Here is a 16,797-nt window from a genome sequence, read left to right on the forward strand (position 1 = left end):
CGCCACTGTGAAGCCCGAAAACGCGTTAAAGCCTGCTGAAAGGTTAGCGAAAGGTTGGGCCGATAGAGTCAAGTTACGGAATGTTTCGACTTCCGTCGCTGATGCCACACAGCGATAAGAAAAACGCCTCGAAGCGTTTTCGACCAATAAGAACAATAAACGGAGTACACCTCGCATGCCGTCCTTGCAGACCAAGGCTTCCACGCCTGTCCGTCCTTCCCGTTTCAGCCACGCCACCCTCGCCAGTGCCGCTGCCCTCGCCGGTTTCACGCCGATGAGCTACGCCGACTTCATCGAAGACAGCACCGCCACCTTCGAAACCCGCAACATGTATTTCAACCGCGACTTTCGCGACGGCACCAGCGCCCAGCAGTCCAAACGCGACGAGTGGGCCCAGGGTTTCATGCTCAATCTGCAATCGGGCTACACCGACGGCACCGTGGGGTTCGGTGTCGACGCGTTGGGGATGTTGGGGGTCAAGCTCGATTCGAGCCCGGACCGCACCGGCACCGGCCTGCTGCCGACTCACGATGACGGGCGCGCGGCGGACGAATACTCCAAGGTCGGCCTGACCGGCAAGGTCAAGATCTCCGCCACCGAACTGAAGATCGGCAGCCTGATCCCGGAACTGCCGATCCTCAAGCCGAACGACGGTCGAATCCTGCCGCAGACCTTCGAAGGTGGTTTGCTGACCTCCAAAGAGATCAAGAACCTGACCTTCACCGGCGGACGCCTGGACAAGGCCAAGGACCGCGACAGCACCGATTTCGAGGACATTGCCCTCAACAACAAGAACAGCCGATTCGCCGGCACCGCCGCCGGCAAGCATTTCGACTTTGCAGGCGTGGACTACAAGTTCACCGACAAGATCACCGGCAGTTACCACTTCGCCCAACTCGACGAAGTCTATAACCAGCACTTCTTCGGTCTGGTCGCTTCGCGGCCTATGGGCCCGGGCACCTTCGCCACCGACCTGCGCTTCGCCGTCAGTGACGATCAGGGCGCCGCCCGTGGCGGCGAGATCGACAACCGCTCCCTCAACGGTCTGGTCAGTTATGCCCTGAGCGGTCACAAGTTCACCGCCGGTTATCAGCACATGTCCGGCGACAGCGCGTTCCCGTATGTCGATGGCAGCGATCCGTATCTGGTCAACTTCGTGCAGATCAACGACTTCGCCGGCGCCGAAGAACGCTCCTGGCAGGCGCGTTACGACTTCGACTTCGCCAAGCTCGGCATCCCCGGTCTGAGCTTCATGAGCCGCTACTTGAGCGGTGACAACATCAAGCTCAAGAACGGTGACGAAGGCAAAGAGTGGGAGCGCAACACCGAGATCAAATATGTAGTACAAAGCGGCGCCCTGAAGGACGTTGCCGTGCGTTTGCGTAATGCCACTTACCGTTCCAACTACTCCGCTCGCGATGCCGATGAAGTGCGTCTGCTGGTGAGCTATAGCGTTGCCCTTTGGTAATTCAGTACGTCAATAACAACAACTCCCAAGGAGACATAGATGAACTTATCACTGCGTAAAGTTGCTCTAGCCGCCGGCGTCATGCTGTTTGCCGGCCAACTGATGGCCGAACCGAAACGTCCGGAATGTATCGCCCCGGCCTCCCCCGGCGGCGGTTTCGACCTGACCTGCAAACTGGCGCAAAGCGCGCTGGTCAACGAGAAACTGCTGACCAAGCCGATGCGCGTGACCTACATGCCCGGCGGCGTCGGCGCGGTGGCGTACAACGCCGTTGTGGCGCAGCGTCCCGCCGATGCGGGCACTTTGGTGGCGTGGTCCAGCGGTTCGCTGCTGAACCTGGCGCAAGGCAAGTTCGGCCGGTTCGATGAAACCAACGTGCGCTGGCTGGCTGCAGTCGGCACCAGCTACGGTGCCATCGCGGTGAAAAGCGATTCGCCCTACAAGAGCCTCGACGATCTGGTCAAAGCCCTGAAGAAAGATCCGAGCGCTGTGGTCATCGGTTCCGGCGGCACCGTCGGCAGCCAGGACTGGATGCAGACCGCACTGATCGCCAAAGCCGCCGGGATCAACCCGCGCGACCTGCGTTACGTCGCCCTCGAAGGTGGCGGCGAAATCGCCACCGCTCTGCTCGGCGGCCACATCCAGGTCGGCAGTACCGACATCTCCGACTCCATGCCGCACATCCTGAGCGGTGACATGCGCCTGTTGGCCGTGTTTGCCGAAAAACGCCTGGACGAGCCGGAAATGAAGGACATCCCGACCGCTCGCGAACAGGGCTACGACATCGTCTGGCCGGTGGTGCGCGGTTTCTACCTCGGGCCGAAAGTCAGCGACGAAGACTACGCCTGGTGGAAAGACTCCTTCGACAAACTGCTGGCCTCGGAAGATTTCGCCAAGCTGCGCGATCAGCGTGAGCTCTTCCCGTTTGCCATGACCGGTCCCGAGCTGGACACCTACGTCAAGAAACAAGTGGCGGACTACAAGGTGCTGGCCAAAGAGTTCGGCCTGATTCAGTGATCGTCTCTGTCTAGCGCTCACGGCCCTGCCTCGCAGGGTCGTGGCCCAGGAGCTCCCCATGCTTATTCAACGCATTTTTGCCTCGGTGCTGTTGCTGGTCTGCGCCAGCCTGGCACTGATGGCCTGGCCGTATCAGGCGGCTTTTTCCTACGAACCGGTCGGCCCTCGGGCATTCCCACTGCTGATGCTGGGCCTGATGGGCCTGGCGCTGCTGTACATGGTGTTTCGCCCGGCGCCCATCAAACACAGTGAGGACGAACCGCCGCTGGATCGCGAAACCCTGACCAAGATATCGATCTGCGTCGCCCTGCTGCTGGTGTTCGCCGGCTTGTTCGAACCGCTGGGCTTCATCCTCAGCAGCATTCTGATCGGCATCCCGATGGCGCGCCTGTATGGCGGGCGCTGGGTGCCGAGCGTCATTGTGACGACGCTGATGGCGATCGCTTTGTACGTGCTGTTCGACCGCGTCATGGACGTACCGCTGCCCCTCGGCCTGCTCGACGTTCTGGAGAACTGATATGGATACTCTCGGTTATTTGGGTCAGGGCTTCGGCGTCGCGCTGAGTCCGTACAACCTGGTCACGGCCCTGACCGGCACGTTGATCGGCACCGTGGTCGGATTGTTGCCGGGCCTGGGCCCGATCAATGGCGTGGCGTTGCTGATCCCGATTGCATTCGCCCTCGGGCTGCCGCCGGAATCGGCACTTATCCTGCTGGCGGCGGTTTATCTGGGTTGCGAATACGGCGGCCGGATCAGCTCGATCCTGCTGAACATTCCGGGCGAAGCCTCTACCGTGATGACCACCCTCGACGGTTACCCGATGGCCCGCAAAGGCCTGGCCGGTGTGGCGCTGTCGTTGTCGGCGTGGAGCTCGTTCATCGGCGCCTTCATCGCCACCTGCGGCATGGTGCTGTTCGCGCCGCTGCTGGCGAAATGGGCGATTGCCTTCGGGCCGGCGGAATACTTCGTGCTGATGGTATTCGCGATTGTCTGCCTGGGCGGCATGGCCGGTGATCGACCGTTGAAAACCTTCATCGCGGCGTTGATCGGCCTGTTCCTGTCCAGCGTCGGCATCGACGCCAACAGTGGTGTTTACCGCTTCACCGGCGACAACATTCACCTGACTGACGGCATTCAGTTCGTGGTGCTGGTGCTGGGCCTGTTCTCGATCAGCGAAATCCTTCTGCTGCTGGAGAAAACCCATCGCGGCCAGGAAGCGGTGAAAGCCACCGGGCGGATGATGTTCAACTTCAAGGAAGCGGCGTCGGTGTTCGTGGTGAACATCCGTTGCGGCCTGCTCGGTTTCATCATGGGCGTGTTGCCGGGTGCCGGTGCGACCCTCGCCAGTGCTGTGGCCTACATGACCGAGAAACGCATCGCCGGTGCCAGCGGCAAGTTTGGCCAGGGCGACGCCCGCGGCCTCGCGGCACCGGAAACCGCCATCGGCGCCTCCGCTTGCGGCGCGCTGGTGCCGATGCTGACCCTCGGTGTTCCCGGTTCGGGCACCACAGCAGTGATGATCGGCGCTCTGTCGCTGTACAACATCACCCCCGGCCCGCTGCTGTTCCAGCAACAGCCGGACATCGTCTGGGGCCTGATCGCCTCGCTGTTCATCGCCAACATCATGCTGGTGATCCTGAACATCCCGATGATCCGCATCTTCACCCGCATCCTCGCCGTGCCGAACTGGGCATTGGTGCCGGTGATCGCGATCATTACCGGGATCGGCGTCTACGCCGTGCACGCGACCACGTTCGACCTGTTCCTGATGGTCGGCATCGGCATCTTCGGCTACATCCTGCGCAAACTGGATTTCCCGCTGTCGCCAGTCCTGCTGGGCTTCATCCTCGGCGGCCTGATGGAGCAGAACCTGCGCCGGGCGCTGTCGATTTCCAACGGTGCGCTGGACATCCTCTGGTCGAGCCCGATCACCTTCGGTGTCTGGGTGTTGACCGCACTGATGCTGGCGTTCCCGCTGCTGCGCATCTGGCGCCGTCGCTCCGCTGCCCGGAACGCGATTGCCGATGTTTGATCGCTCTTCGTTGAAACAATGGTGGGGAACCCCGCTGGTCGGTCTGCTTGGCGGTTACATCGCCAGCCAGATCGGCTGGCCGCTGCCGTGGATGGTCGGCTCGTTGCTGGCGATCATCCTGGTGCGCTGCCTGACCCCGTGGCAGTTGGCTGAAATCCCTGGCGGCCGCAAGTGCGGCCAGTGGATCGTCGGGATCGGTATCGGCCTGCACTTCACCCCACTGGTGATGGAGCAGGTGCTCAGCCACTTCGGCCTGATCTTCTTCGGCGCGCTGGTCACCAGCCTGTCGGCGGTGGTCGGCGTGTGGCTGATGCGCCGCACCGGTGAGGATCGCGCCACGGCGTTTTTCTCCAGCATGCCCGGCGGCTCCGGCGAGATGGTCAACCTCGGCGCCCGCAACGGCGCGATGCTCAGCCACGTCGCGGCCGGGCAGAGTCTGCGGGTGCTGGTGGTGGTGTTGTGTGTACCGGCGGCGTTCAAATATCTGCTGGGTGACGGCACCCCGATTTCACACGCTGGCAGCGTCGACTGGCGCTGGCTGGCGATTCTTTTTCCGGCGGGCGGCCTGCTCGCCTGGCTCTGGCAACGTCTGCGTCAACCCAACCCATGGCTGTTTGGCCCGCTGCTGGTCAGCGCGGCAGTGAGCATCGGCTGGGATCTGCACATCGGCTTGCCCAACGGTGGCAGTCAGATTGGCCAGTGGCTGATCGGCAGCGGGCTCGGCTGTCACTTCAACCGGCAGTTCTTCCGCCGCGCACCATCGTTCATGGGACGCACGTTGATCGGCACGGCACTGACCATGTTGATCGCGACCCTGGCGGCATTGGGACTGAGTGCAATGACCCATCTGGATTTGCGTTCGCTGACCCTGGGCATGATGCCCGGCGGGATCGCCGAGATGAGCCTGACGGCGGAAACCCTGCAACTGTCGGTGCCGCTGGTGACGGCGATGCAGGTGATGCGGTTGTTGTTCGTGTTGTTTCTGGCGGAACCGTTGTTCAAATACTGGAACCGTAATCCCGAAGCTTGATCCAGTTATTGATCATTCCCACGCGGACGGTTCGACGCCTCGACGTGGGAACGAGATTAGCCGCCAGCCCTGAGCATCAGACCACCGACGGCAAACGCCACTCGATCGGCGCTTCGCCGTTCTGCTCAAGGAATTTGTTGGTGCGGCTGAAATGCCCGCAACCAAGGAAACCGCGATAAGCCGACAGCGGCGACGGATGCACCGAGGTCAGCACCAGATGCTTGGTGGCGTCGATCAGCTTCTGTTTGCTCTGCGCATGTGCGCCCCAAAGCATGAACACCAGATGCGGTTGCTGCTGGCTGACCACCTCAATGATCCGGTCCGTAAAGAACTGCCAACCCTTGTCCTTGTGCGCATTGGCGTTGGCGCGTTCGACGGTCATGGTGGTGTTGAGCATCAACACGCCCTGATCCGCCCAGCTCTGCAGATAGCCGTGGTTGGGGATGTCGATGTTCAGATCGCGTTTCAACTCTTTATAGATGTTGACCAGCGAAGGTGGCGCCGGCACGCCCGGTTGCACCGAGAAGCACAAGCCGTGGGCCTGGCCCGGGCCGTGGTACGGGTCCTGACCGAGGATGACCACTTTCACCTTTTCCAGCGGTGTCGAATTCAGCGCATTGAAGATCATCGGGCCCGGCGGATAGATTTCCTTGCCGGCCGCCCGCTCCTGCTGCAGAAAAGTGCGCAACTCTGCCATGTAGGGCTGGTCGAATTCGGCACGCAGTGCCTCCTTCCAGCTCGGTTCGAGTTTGATACGGTCGTCAGCAGTCATGGTCATACCCGGCAAAAACAATGGGGCGAACCCTAGGAAAGCCGACCACGCTTGTCAATTGATCTGACGCAGATCCGGCACTTTCCCACACAGCGATCATACTGATCGTTCAAATTCCCGATCGAGGTCACGATGAATCTGCACTTCGAAGAACTCACCGGCACCGACGGCGCACGCATCGGCGTGGCCACGCTGGATGCCGAAAAGTCGCTCAATGCGCTGTCCCTGCCGATGATCCACGCCCTGAGCGACAAACTGAATGCCTGGGCCAAGGATCCGCAAATCGTCTGCGTGCTGCTGCGCGGCAACGGCGCCAAGGCCTTCTGTGCCGGTGGCGAGGTGCGCAGTCTGGTGGAGGCCTGCCGAGCCCATCCCGGCGAAGTGCCGCCGCTGGCCGCACAGTTTTTTAACGCTGAATACCGTCTGGACTACAGTCTGCACACCTACCCGAAACCGTTGATCTGCTGGGGCCATGGATATGTGCTCGGCGGCGGAATGGGCCTGCTGCAAGGTGCAAGCATCCGGATCGTCACGCCGAGCAGTCGACTGGCGATGCCGGAAATCAGCATCGGCCTGTACCCGGATGTCGGCGCCAGTTGGTTCCTGTCGCGATTGCCGGGCAAGCTCGGTCTGTTCCTTGGTTTGACCGGCGCGCACATGAACGGTCGTGATGCGATCGATCTGGACCTGGCAGACCGCTTCCTGCTCGACGAACAGCAGCAGGAACTGATCGACGGCTTGTTGCAGTTGAACTGGCAGGAGCAGACTGCCATGCAGCTCAACAGCCTGCTCAAGGCGTTGCAGCAGGAAGCCGTGGCGCAGATGCCTGAGGCGCAATGGCTGCCGCGTCGACAGCAGATCGATGAATGGCTGGATGTCAGCGACGTGACCTGCGCCTGGAAAGCCATCAGCCTGCATCGGGACAGCAGCGACCTGTTGATTGCCCGTGCGGCGAAAACCATGAGTGAAGGCTCGCCACTGACGGCGCATCTGGTCTGGGAACAGATCATTCGTGCCCGCCACTTGTCGCTGGCCGAAGTCTTTCAGATGGAATACACCCTGAGCCTCAATTGCTGCCGGCATCCGGAATTCAGCGAAGGGGTTCGGGCGCGACTGATCGACAAGGATCACAAACCGCACTGGCACTGGCCGGACATCGCCCGGGTACCGGACGCGGTGGTCGAGGCGCACTTTCACAAGGTGTGGGAGGGGCGGCATCCGTTGGCGGATCTCTCCAGCTACTGAAATCCGGGCACAAAAAAAGCGGCGCTCAATGCGCCGCTTTTTTGCGGGGGGTTACCAGCGGTTGCCGTGCCGGTTGTAATCGCCGCGCCCGCTGTGACGGTCGTAATTGCCACGACCCCGGCGATCATCCCAGCCACCGCGACGGTGGTCATCCCAGCGTCCGCGATCATGACCGTGCCAGCGACGGTTCTCGTAGTAACGCGGGGCCGGTTGGTAGTAACGAGGCGCCGAGTAATAGCGTGGAGCCGGTTGGTAATAACGTGGTGCTGGCTGGTAATAGCGCGGCGCCGAATAATACGTGCTGCCGCCGCTGTAATAAGTGCCACCGCTGTTGTAGTAGGAAGGAGACTGGGAGGTGTAGACCTCTGAGGTGTAGTAGCCATCTCCGTAGGAATAAGGGACGCATCCGCCAAGGGAAAAAAGCATCACGGTAAACAGAAGAATTCGGCGATACATGGCGGCCTCCTGGACCGCGGGTAGCCACACCAGCGACGCTGGCAGGCGTCAGTCTTTCATTGGGTGACTGACGAAATATCTGACAGCGTTTTCGGCATCCGGTGCGTTTCTGCAACAACTTGAAACAAGTGATTCATGAAACCTTGTTCATGCAGAACCGCCGTCATTCAGCCGCTGATTAGTGGTGCCCACCGTGGTATCCGCCGCCGTGATAACCCCGTCCGTAGCCGCCGCGATAGCCATAGCCGCCGTAGTAATAGCGGGCACCGCCGTAGTAGCGCGGACCGTAATAACCACCGTAGTAATAGGGCGAGTAATAGCCGGGAGAGTAATAAGGCGTGGAGTAAACATCGTAGCCGCCGGCGTAGTAGTAACAACCGGACAGCCCCAGACCGAACACCGCAGCGAACAGTGCTCGACGCAGCATTTTCTTGAGCAGCATGGCGGCCTCCTGAAAGACCTGTGACAGCAGTCGGCACAGACCGGCTGACATCAGGTTTGACTGGCGAACCGCTACCGAGTGCCCACGCCGAACGAGCATCGGATCAGCGGCCATCGCGCTGCATCACGGTGCAAGCGCGCACCAACACAAAGCGCTGCCCGAACCCGCCAACTGAGCCCTTCTACCCGCAAGCCACGTGGCAGACGGCTCGCCGCGACTTGGCACGCCTCTCGCTTTAGCAAACCTGTGCAGGAGTCATCACAGGTTCGCGGCACCACAATTTGCAATGGCTGACTAGGGTTCCGGCTCGCATCTGCGAGTGGCTGGTCCGAGAGTTGGCGACCTCCAGTTGAGGTTACACGGCGGGACAAAAGCCCGGGAGACAAGCCACCGTTCGCGGTGCCGCGTTGCCTTCCTGTCCGCCCACGATCAACTGGAGAATCCGCCATGTCACGACTACGTTTCCCCGCCCTGCTCGCCGCCGCCTTCGCCGCCCTCCTCAGCAGCCAGACCCAGGCTGCCCAGAAAGACCATTTCAGCGTGTGCTGGACGATCTACGCCGGCTGGATGCCATGGGAATACGCCGGCAGCCAGGGCATCGTCGATAAATGGGCGAAGAAATATGGGATCAAGATCGACGTGGTCCAGCTCAACGACTACGTCGAATCGATCAATCAATACACCGCCGGTCAGTTCGATGGCTGCACCATGACCAACATGGATGCGCTGACCATCCCGGCCGCCGGTGGCGTCGACAGCACTGCGCTGATCGTCAGCGATTTCTCCAACGGCAACGACGGCATCGTCCTCAAGGGTGACGGCAAGAAAGTCGCCGACCTGAAGGGCATGGACGTCAACCTGGTCGAACTGTCGGTCTCGCATTACCTGCTGGCCCGCGCGCTGGACTCGGTCGACCTCACCGAGAAAGACCTGAAAGTGGTCAACACCTCCGACGCCGACATTTCCGCCGCCTTCAACACCGAGCAGGTCAACGCCGTTACCACCTGGAACCCGATGCTCTCGGATATCAAAGCCAAACCCGGCGTGACCGAAGTCTTCAACTCCAGCCAGATCCCCGGCGAAATCATGGACATGATGGTGGTCAACAGCGCCACCCTCAAAGACAACCCGGCGCTGGGCAAGGCGTTGACCGGCGCGTGGTTCGAAGTGGTCGACTTGATGAACGCCAGAAACGCCGCCAGCAAAGCCGCGCTTGAGCACATGGCCAAAGCTTCGGGCACCGACCTGGCCGGATTCCAGGCGCAACTGGACACCACCAAACTGTTCGCCACGCCGAAAGAAGCCCTGGCGTTCGCCACCAGCAAACAACTGCCGGAAACCATGCGCAAAGTTGCCGAGTTCTCGTTCCAGCACGGTTTGCTCGGCGAAGGCGCCAAGGACACCAGCGCCGTCGGCATGTCCTTCGCCAACGGCGTGACCAGCGGCGACACAGGCAATCTCAAGCTGCGTTTCGATCCGACTTACGTGCAGCTGGCCGCCGACGCCAAGCTGTAAGCCACGGAGGATTTGGCCATGCGCCTGATCAATCGTCACCCGGATCGACCGAGTCGCCTGCTGCTGGTGATCCTGCCTTTCGCCCTGGTGCTGTTCGCCTACTTCATGGGCTCGGCCGGGCGCCTGGCAGACAACCCCAACGACAAACTGCTGCCCAGTGCGGTGCAGATGAGCGATGCGGTCAAACGCCTGGCATTCAATGCCGACAGTCGCACCGGCGAATATCTGCTCTGGCAGGACACCGCGTCGAGCCTCGGACGCCTGGCCATCGGCCTCGGCATCGCGGCGCTGGCCGGGTTGTGCCTGGGCATGGCGGCCGGCACCCTGCCGCTGTTCGGCGCACCGTTGTCGCCGATGCTGACGGTGTTATCGATGGTGCCGCCGCTGGCGATCCTGCCGATTCTGTTCATCGTCTTCGGCCTCGGCGAGCTGTCGAAAGTGATGCTGATCGTGATCGGTATCACCCCGGCACTCGCCCGTGATCTGGAACAGCGCGCGCGGGACATTCCGGTCGAACTGCTGATCAAGGCGCAGACCCTCGGCGCTTCGACCTGGACCCTGATGCTGCGCGTGGTTCTGCCACAACTGTTGCCGCGCCTGCTGATTTCACTGCGGCTGATGCTCGGTTCGGCGTGGCTGTTCCTGATCGCCGCCGAAGCTATCGCTTCCACCGACGGTCTGGGCTACCGGATTTTCCTCGTGCGCCGTTACCTGGCGATGGATGTGATCCTGCCGTACGTGGTGTGGATCACCCTGCTTGCCTGGCTGATGGATTGGGGCCTCAAGCGTCTGACCCGGCGCGCATTCCCCTGGTATGAGGGGGCGGCCAAATGAGCTTCATCACGGTGAAAAACGTCTGGCAGCAATACGCCGACCAAGTGGTGCTCGAAGGCTTGAACCTCAACGTCAACGAGGGCGAGTTCTGCACGCTGGTCGGTGCCTCGGGCTGCGGCAAGTCGACCTTCCTGCGCCTGCTGCTCGGTCAGGAAACCGCCAGTCGCGGCGAGATTCTGCTCGACGGCCAGCCACTGGCCCGCGAGCCGGATGCCAGCCGTGGCGTGGTGTTCCAGCGCTACTCGGTGTTCCCGCACCTGAGCGTGCTGGACAACGTCGCCCTCGGCCTCGAACTGCCCCGGGCGCCACTGCTCGGGCGTCTGTTCGGCAGCGCCAAACGGGACGCCCGCGAGCAGGCCTCGACGCTACTGCAAAAAGTCGGCCTCGGCCATGCGCTGGACAAGTACCCGGCGCAACTGTCCGGCGGCATGCAACAGCGGTTGGCGATCGCCCAGGCGTTGATCATGAAACCTCGCGTGTTGCTGCTCGACGAACCGTTCGGCGCGCTCGATCCGGGCATTCGCAAGGACATGCACGCGCTGCTGCTGGAACTATGGCGCGAGACGCAACTGACCGTGTTCATGGTCACCCATGACCTGTCCGAAGGTTTCAGCCTCGGCACCCGCCTGCTGGTGTTCGACAAGGTCCGCCTCGACCCGCACGCCCCCGGTGCATACGGCGCACGCATCACCTACGACATCCCTTTGAACAGCGACCGCCGCGCCGAACGCGCCGCCGTCGACGCCCTGCCGGTGCAACTGGCGAGCGCCCTTCGAACCGCTTGAGAGGAATTTCCCATGACTGATTCAACCCGAATTTTTCCACCTTTCGCCGAAGAAACCCTGCCCGGCGGCGGCCACCGCTCCTTCGTCTTGAAGCGCGGACAACTGCTGCGCCTGACCGACCTGCGCGGTGGGGCCAACGTCAGCCTGACCTTGCTCAACGCCCACGAAAAAACCGAACGCCTGAACCTGCCCGACAGCCTCAAATGCCAACACACTGCCAAGCTGACCGCCGGCCATTGCCTGTACTCGGACATGGGCCGCGTGCTGGCGGCGATCACGGCGGATACCTGCGGCTGGAGCGACAGCCTCGGCGGTGTGCTGTGCGCCGAGGAAGTCACGGAAAAATACGGTCAGGGCCGCTATCAGGAACTGCGCAACGGCTTCTTTCGCAACGGCACCGACAACCTGCTGGTAGAGCTCGGCAAGTGGGGGCTGGGCCTGTCCGACCTGCTGATGACCCTCAACCTGTTCAGCCGGGTCAACGTCGACGACGCCGGGCGTTTGCACTTCGTCGAAGGCCACTCGCAGGCCGGTGACTACATCGAACTGTATGCACCGATGGACACCCTGGTTGTATTGACCGCCCTGCAACACCCGCTGGATCCGTCGCCGCAATACGCACCCAAACCGCTGAAGCTGAGCTGGATGAACGCCGACCCGAGCGTCGCCGAGCACTGCCGTACCTCGCGCCCGGAGAACGAGCGCGGCTTTATCAACACCGACCGTTTGTTCGCCTGAGGATCGTCGCCATGTCAGTTGCTATCGCCACTTCGCAAAAACAACCCGACGCTGCGGTGTACCGCGCCACCATTCCCGCCGGCGAACCCTGGCTGATGGAGGTCAAGGCCGGCCAGACCCTGCGCATCCTCGATCTGGAAGGCAATCAGGCGGTCGACACCTTGTTCTACAGCGCCGCCAATCCCCGTGAGCGCTACGACGTGCAACGCACATTGCGCCGACAAAACAACGTCTACCTGAGCACCGGCAGCGTTTTGTATTCCAACCTTGGCAAACCGATGCTGACTCTGATTGCCGACACCTGCGGCCGCCACGACACTCTCGGCGGCGCCTGTGCGCAAGAGAGCAACACCGTGCGCTACGCCCTGGAAAAACGCTACATGCACAGCTGCCGCGACAACTACCTGCGCGCCTGCGCCCACGACGGGCGCCTGGGCAAAGGTGACATCGGGCCGAACATCAATTTCTTCATGAACGTGCCGGTGACTGCCGAGGGCGGCCTGACCTTCGAAGACGGGATTTCCGCCCCCGGCAAATACGTCGACCTGCGCGCGGAGATGGACGTGATCGTGCTGATTTCCAACTGCCCGCAACTGAACAACCCGTGCAACGCCTACAACCCGACACCTGCGGAGCTACTGGTATGGAACTGAAATTCGTCAGTCTGCGCCGCTGGTTGTTTGCCCTGTGCCAGGCGCGCTCAGGCCAGTGCCTGAAAAAGTGAAGTGATTTCGCCGTCGGGGACGACCCTGGCGCCTGAACAAAAACGGCGGGACGGCCCGCCTCCCAGTCGAGCCCGCACCCTGCGCGGACTCCGGGGGTTTCTCCATGTTCGAAAAAGTCCTGATTGCCAACCGTGGCGCGATTGCCTGCCGCATTCTGCGCACCTTGCGTGAACTGCACGTCGAAGGCGTCGCGGTGTACTCCGAAGCCGATGCCGCCAGCCTGCACATCCTGCAAGCCGAGCAAGCCCACAGTCTCGGCGAAGGCGCAGCGGCCGGCACCTATCTGGCCGTGGACAAGATTCTCGCCATCGCCAAAGCCACTGGCGCCACTGCGATCCACCCCGGCTACGGCTTCCTCTCGGAAAACGCCGCGTTCGCCGAAGCCTGCGCAAACCATGGCATTGCCTTCATCGGCCCGACACCGGAGCAACTGCGGGTGTTCGGCCTCAAGCACACCGCACGGGCCCTGGCCAAACAGCACGGCGTGCCGATGCTCGAAGGTACCGAACTGCTCGACAGCCTCGATGCTGCACTGATTGCCGGCGCGCAGGTCGGTTATCCGGTAATGCTCAAAAGCACCGCCGGTGGCGGTGGCATCGGCATGCGCGTGTGCCGTAACGCCAGCGAACTGAGCGAGTCGTTCGAGATAGTGAAGCGCCTCGGGCAGAACAACTTCAGCGACGCCGGGGTGTTCATCGAGAAGTACATCCAGCGTGCGCGGCATCTGGAAGTCCAGGTGTTCGGCGACGGCCACGGCGCGGTGATCGCCCTCGGCGTGCGCGACTGCTCGGTGCAGCGGCGCAATCAGAAAGTCCTCGAAGAAACCCCGGCACCGAACCTGCCCGAAGGCATGGCGGATGAGCTGTGCGCGGCGGCGATCAAACTGGCCAAGGCGGTGAATTACCGCAGCGCCGGCACCGTCGAATTCGTTTTCGACAGCGATGCGCAGCGCTTCTATTTTCTGGAAGTGAACACCCGGTTGCAGGTCGAACACGGCGTTACCGAACAGGTGTGGGGCGTCGATCTGGTGCGCTGGATGGTCGAGTTGGCGGCCGGTGACTTGCCACCGCTGGCCGAATTGTTCGCAGGCCTGCAACCGCAGGGGCATGCGATTCAGGCGCGGCTGTATGCCGAGGATCCGGGGCGCGATTTCCAGCCCAGCCCCGGCTTGCTGACGGCGGTCGATTTCCCCGTCGCCGATGGTCGGCATCTGCGCATCGACACCTGGGTCGAGGCCGGTTGTGAGATCCCGCCCTACTTCGATCCGATGATCGCCAAGCTCATCAGTTGGGCGCCGACCCGCGAACAGGCGCGTGCCGATCTGCATCAGGCCCTTGGCGACAGCCTGCTGTACGGCGTGGAAACCAACCGCGACTACCTGCGGCAGATTCTGCTCGATACGCCGTTCGCCAGCGGTCAGCCCTGGACCCGTTGCCTGGAAAGCCTGGTGTACCGGGCCAACACGTTTGAAGTGCTGAGCGCCGGCACACAGACCAGCGTCCAGGACTACCCCGGTCGCCTCGGCTACTGGGCGGTCGGCGTGCCACCCTCGGGGCCGATGGACAGCCGCGCGTTGCGTCTGGGCAATCGTTTACTGGGCAACGATGAAGGCCTGGCGGCGCTGGAAATCACCATGAGCGGGCCGTTGCTGCGCTTCAATTGCGATGCAGTGGTGGCCGTGACCGGCGCACCGATTGCCCTGACACTCGACGGCCAGCCGCAGGCGATGAACACTGCCCTGCTGATCCCGACCGGCAGTCAATTGCATCTGGGCAATCTGCCGGGCGCCGGGGCCCGCAGCTACCTGTGCCTGCGCGGCGGCGTGCAAGTGCCGGATTATCTGGGCAGCAAAAGCACCTTCACGCTCGGCCAGTTCGGTGGCCATGGCGGACGGGCCTTGCGCGCCGGTGACGTGCTGCATGTGCCGGCGTTGAGTGAGCGCAGCACCGGGCAGACATTGGCGCCCCATCACGTCAGCGAATTACCTGCCGTGCGCCGGATCCGCGTCATCTACGGCCCCCATGGCGCGCCTGAATATTTCACTGAAAACTACATCGACACCTTTTTCGCCACGCAATGGGAAGTACATTTCAACTCCAGCCGCACCGGCGTGCGCCTGATCGGGCCGAAACCAGAGTGGGTGCGCGCCGACGGCGGCGAGGCCGGGCTGCATCCGTCGAACATTCACGACAACCCCTACGCCATTGGCGCCGTGGACTTCACCGGTGACATGCCGGTGATCCTCGGCCCGGATGGCCCGAGCCTTGGCGGGTTTGTCTGCCCGGTGACGGTGATCGAGGCGGATCTCTGGCAACTGGGTCAGCTCAAGGCCGGGGACAAAGTGCAGTTCGTGCCGGTCGATCTCAAGACCGCACGCGATCTCGCCCTGAGATGGGAGACCTGTGGGAGCTGGCCTGCCAGCGATGAAGTTGACGCGGTGTCTGCTCGGGCCTCATCGCTGGCAAGCCAGCTCCCACAGGGTCTGGTTTCACCTGTGGTTCTGGAGTTGGGTCAAGACGACAAGCGGCTGGTCGGGCGTGTGTCCGGCGATACCCATCTGCTGCTGGAAATCGGCGCGCCGGAACTGGATCTGGTCCTGCGCTTTCGCGCCCACGCACTGATGCAGGCGCTGCAAGCCAAAGCCCTGCACGGCGTGATCGACCTGACCCCGGGCATCCGCTCGCTGCAGGTGCACTACCAGCCCGAGCAACTGCCGCTGGCCGATCTGCTCGGCATTGTCGCCGGCGAGTGGAACGCCGTGTGCAGCGCCACTGACCTGCAAGTGCCGTCGCGAATCGTCCACTTGCCCCTGTCGTGGGACGACCCGGCCTGCCAGTTGGCGATCGAGAAATACATGACCACGGTGCGCAAGGACGCGCCGTGGTGCCCGAGCAATCTGGAGTTCATCCGCCGCATCAACGACCTGCCCAACCTCGACGAGGTGCAACGCACGGTGTTCGATGCGAGCTATCTGGTGATGGGCCTCGGTGACGTCTACCTCGGTGCGCCGGTCGCCACGCCGCTCGACCCGCGCCATCGGCTGGTGACCACCAAGTACAACCCGGCGCGCACCTGGACCGCCGAGAACTCGGTGGGCATCGGCGGCGCCTACATGTGCGTCTACGGCATGGAAGGCCCGGGCGGTTATCAGTTCGTCGGGCGTACCTTGCAGATGTGGAACCGCTATCGCGAAGTCGCCGCGTTCGAAGGCAAACCTTGGCTGCTGCGTTTCTTCGACCAGATCCGCTTCTACCCGGTCAGCGCCGACGAACTGCTGCGCATCCGCCGGGATTTTCCCCTCGGGCGTTTCGACCTCAACATCGAACAGAGCCAGCTCAACCTCGGCGACTATAAAGAGTTTCTCAACCGCGAAGCCGAGAGCATCCACGCCTTTCGCCTGCAACAACAAGCCGCGTTCAACGCCGAGCGCGAACGCTGGATCGCCAGCGGCCAGGCGCACTTCGACAGCGAAGAGGCCGTGCCGCAAAGCCACGAAGAAACACCGCTGGCCAGCGGTCAGCAGAGTGTCGACAGCCACATTGCCGGCAACCTGTGGCAGGTCCAGGTCGAGGTCGGGAGTCGCGTCGCGGCCGGTGATGCACTGGTGATTCTGGAGTCGATGAAGATGGAAATCCCCGTGCTCGCGCCGCTGCCCGGTGTGGTCCGGGAGATTCGCGTGCAACCCGGTTCGGCGGTGCGCGCCGGTCAACGGGTCGTGGTGCTGGAACTCGACTGAA

Annotated in this window: 15 protein-coding genes and 1 riboswitch; of the genes, 12 read left to right on the plus strand and 3 right to left on the minus strand. The window is 62.4% G+C overall.

Going from position 1 to position 16,797, the window contains the following annotated elements; genetic code table 11:
- Window positions 1-175 precede the first annotated feature (175 nt).
- Genes M5G18_RS18880 through M5G18_RS18900 form a run of 5 tightly spaced genes read left to right on the plus strand, consistent with a single transcriptional unit; the run spans window position 176 to window position 5,548 of the window.
- Window positions 176-1,468 carry an OprD family porin gene (locus M5G18_RS18880; protein WP_179692370.1) on the plus strand — a complete coding sequence of 431 codons (1,293 nt, stop codon included), beginning with the start codon at window positions 176-178 and terminating at the stop codon, window positions 1,466-1,468.
- Between the two features lie 39 nt (window positions 1,469-1,507).
- Complete coding sequence (locus M5G18_RS18885) at window positions 1,508-2,485, plus strand: Bug family tripartite tricarboxylate transporter substrate binding protein (protein ID WP_273896535.1); 978 nt, start codon at window positions 1,508-1,510, stop codon at window positions 2,483-2,485.
- A 58-nt stretch (window positions 2,486-2,543) separates the two neighbouring features.
- Window positions 2,544-3,002: a tripartite tricarboxylate transporter TctB family protein gene (locus M5G18_RS18890; RefSeq protein ID WP_273896534.1), complete on the plus strand. Its 459-nt coding sequence runs from the start codon at window positions 2,544-2,546 to the stop codon at window positions 3,000-3,002.
- Between the two features lies 1 nt (window position 3,003).
- Complete coding sequence (locus tag M5G18_RS18895; RefSeq protein WP_007957974.1) at window positions 3,004-4,518, plus strand: tripartite tricarboxylate transporter permease; 1,515 nt, start codon at window positions 3,004-3,006, stop codon at window positions 4,516-4,518.
- Window positions 4,511-5,548: an AbrB family transcriptional regulator gene (locus M5G18_RS18900; protein ID WP_273896532.1), complete on the plus strand. Its 1,038-nt coding sequence runs from the start codon at window positions 4,511-4,513 to the stop codon at window positions 5,546-5,548. Before M5G18_RS18895 ends, M5G18_RS18900 begins: the two co-directional genes overlap by 8 nt.
- Window positions 5,549-5,624: 76 nt before the next feature.
- Here the strand turns inward: M5G18_RS18900 and ung are convergent, their stop codons facing one another.
- A complete protein-coding gene (gene ung / locus M5G18_RS18905; RefSeq protein ID WP_273896530.1) occupies window positions 5,625-6,320 on the minus strand; it encodes a uracil-DNA glycosylase in 696 nt (231 codons plus the stop codon).
- 132 nt (window positions 6,321-6,452) lie between these two features.
- Between ung and M5G18_RS18910 the strand changes: the two genes are divergently transcribed.
- Complete coding sequence (locus M5G18_RS18910) at window positions 6,453-7,565, plus strand: enoyl-CoA hydratase/isomerase family protein (protein WP_129972865.1); 1,113 nt, start codon at window positions 6,453-6,455, stop codon at window positions 7,563-7,565.
- Window positions 7,566-7,616: 51 nt separating this feature from the next.
- On the opposite strand, the gene M5G18_RS18915 is transcribed toward M5G18_RS18910, so the two are convergent.
- Window positions 7,617-8,021, minus strand: a complete 405-nt coding sequence (locus M5G18_RS18915; RefSeq protein ID WP_273896526.1) for a hypothetical protein — start codon at window positions 8,019-8,021, stop codon at window positions 7,617-7,619.
- A gap of 178 nt (window positions 8,022-8,199) precedes the next feature.
- Entirely contained in the window at window positions 8,200-8,463 is a 264-nt protein-coding gene (locus M5G18_RS18920; protein WP_007957968.1) for a hypothetical protein, read from the minus strand.
- A gap of 283 nt (window positions 8,464-8,746) precedes the next feature.
- Window positions 8,747-8,847, plus strand: a riboswitch (guanidine-I (ykkC/yxkD leader).
- 63 nt (window positions 8,848-8,910) lie between these two features.
- Here M5G18_RS18920 and M5G18_RS18925 point away from each other — a divergent pair.
- From M5G18_RS18925 to uca, 6 genes are all read left to right on the plus strand, one after another.
- Complete coding sequence (locus tag M5G18_RS18925) at window positions 8,911-9,978, plus strand: putative urea ABC transporter substrate-binding protein (RefSeq protein ID WP_273896525.1); 1,068 nt, start codon at window positions 8,911-8,913, stop codon at window positions 9,976-9,978.
- Between the two features lie 18 nt (window positions 9,979-9,996).
- Window positions 9,997-10,812 carry an ABC transporter permease gene (locus tag M5G18_RS18930; protein ID WP_273896524.1) on the plus strand — a complete coding sequence of 272 codons (816 nt, stop codon included), beginning with the start codon at window positions 9,997-9,999 and terminating at the stop codon, window positions 10,810-10,812.
- Window positions 10,809-11,597, plus strand: a complete 789-nt coding sequence (locus M5G18_RS18935; protein ID WP_273896523.1) for an ABC transporter ATP-binding protein — start codon at window positions 10,809-10,811, stop codon at window positions 11,595-11,597. Before M5G18_RS18930 ends, M5G18_RS18935 begins: the two co-directional genes overlap by 4 nt.
- A gap of 12 nt (window positions 11,598-11,609) precedes the next feature.
- On the plus strand, window positions 11,610-12,335 hold the full coding sequence (locus tag M5G18_RS18940; RefSeq protein WP_273896522.1) for an urea amidolyase associated protein UAAP1: 726 nt from the start codon (window positions 11,610-11,612) through the stop codon (window positions 12,333-12,335).
- 11 nt (window positions 12,336-12,346) lie between these two features.
- On the plus strand, window positions 12,347-12,988 hold the full coding sequence (locus M5G18_RS18945; RefSeq protein ID WP_007957962.1) for an urea amidolyase associated protein UAAP2: 642 nt from the start codon (window positions 12,347-12,349) through the stop codon (window positions 12,986-12,988).
- A 175-nt stretch (window positions 12,989-13,163) separates the two neighbouring features.
- A complete protein-coding gene (gene uca / locus M5G18_RS18950) occupies window positions 13,164-16,796 on the plus strand; it encodes an urea carboxylase (RefSeq protein ID WP_273896521.1) in 3,633 nt (1,210 codons plus the stop codon).
- Window position 16,797 lies beyond the last annotated feature (1 nt).

The organism is Pseudomonas aphyarum (assembly GCF_028657055.1).
GTDB classification, from domain to species: Bacteria; Pseudomonadota; Gammaproteobacteria; order Pseudomonadales; family Pseudomonadaceae; genus Aquipseudomonas; species Aquipseudomonas aphyarum.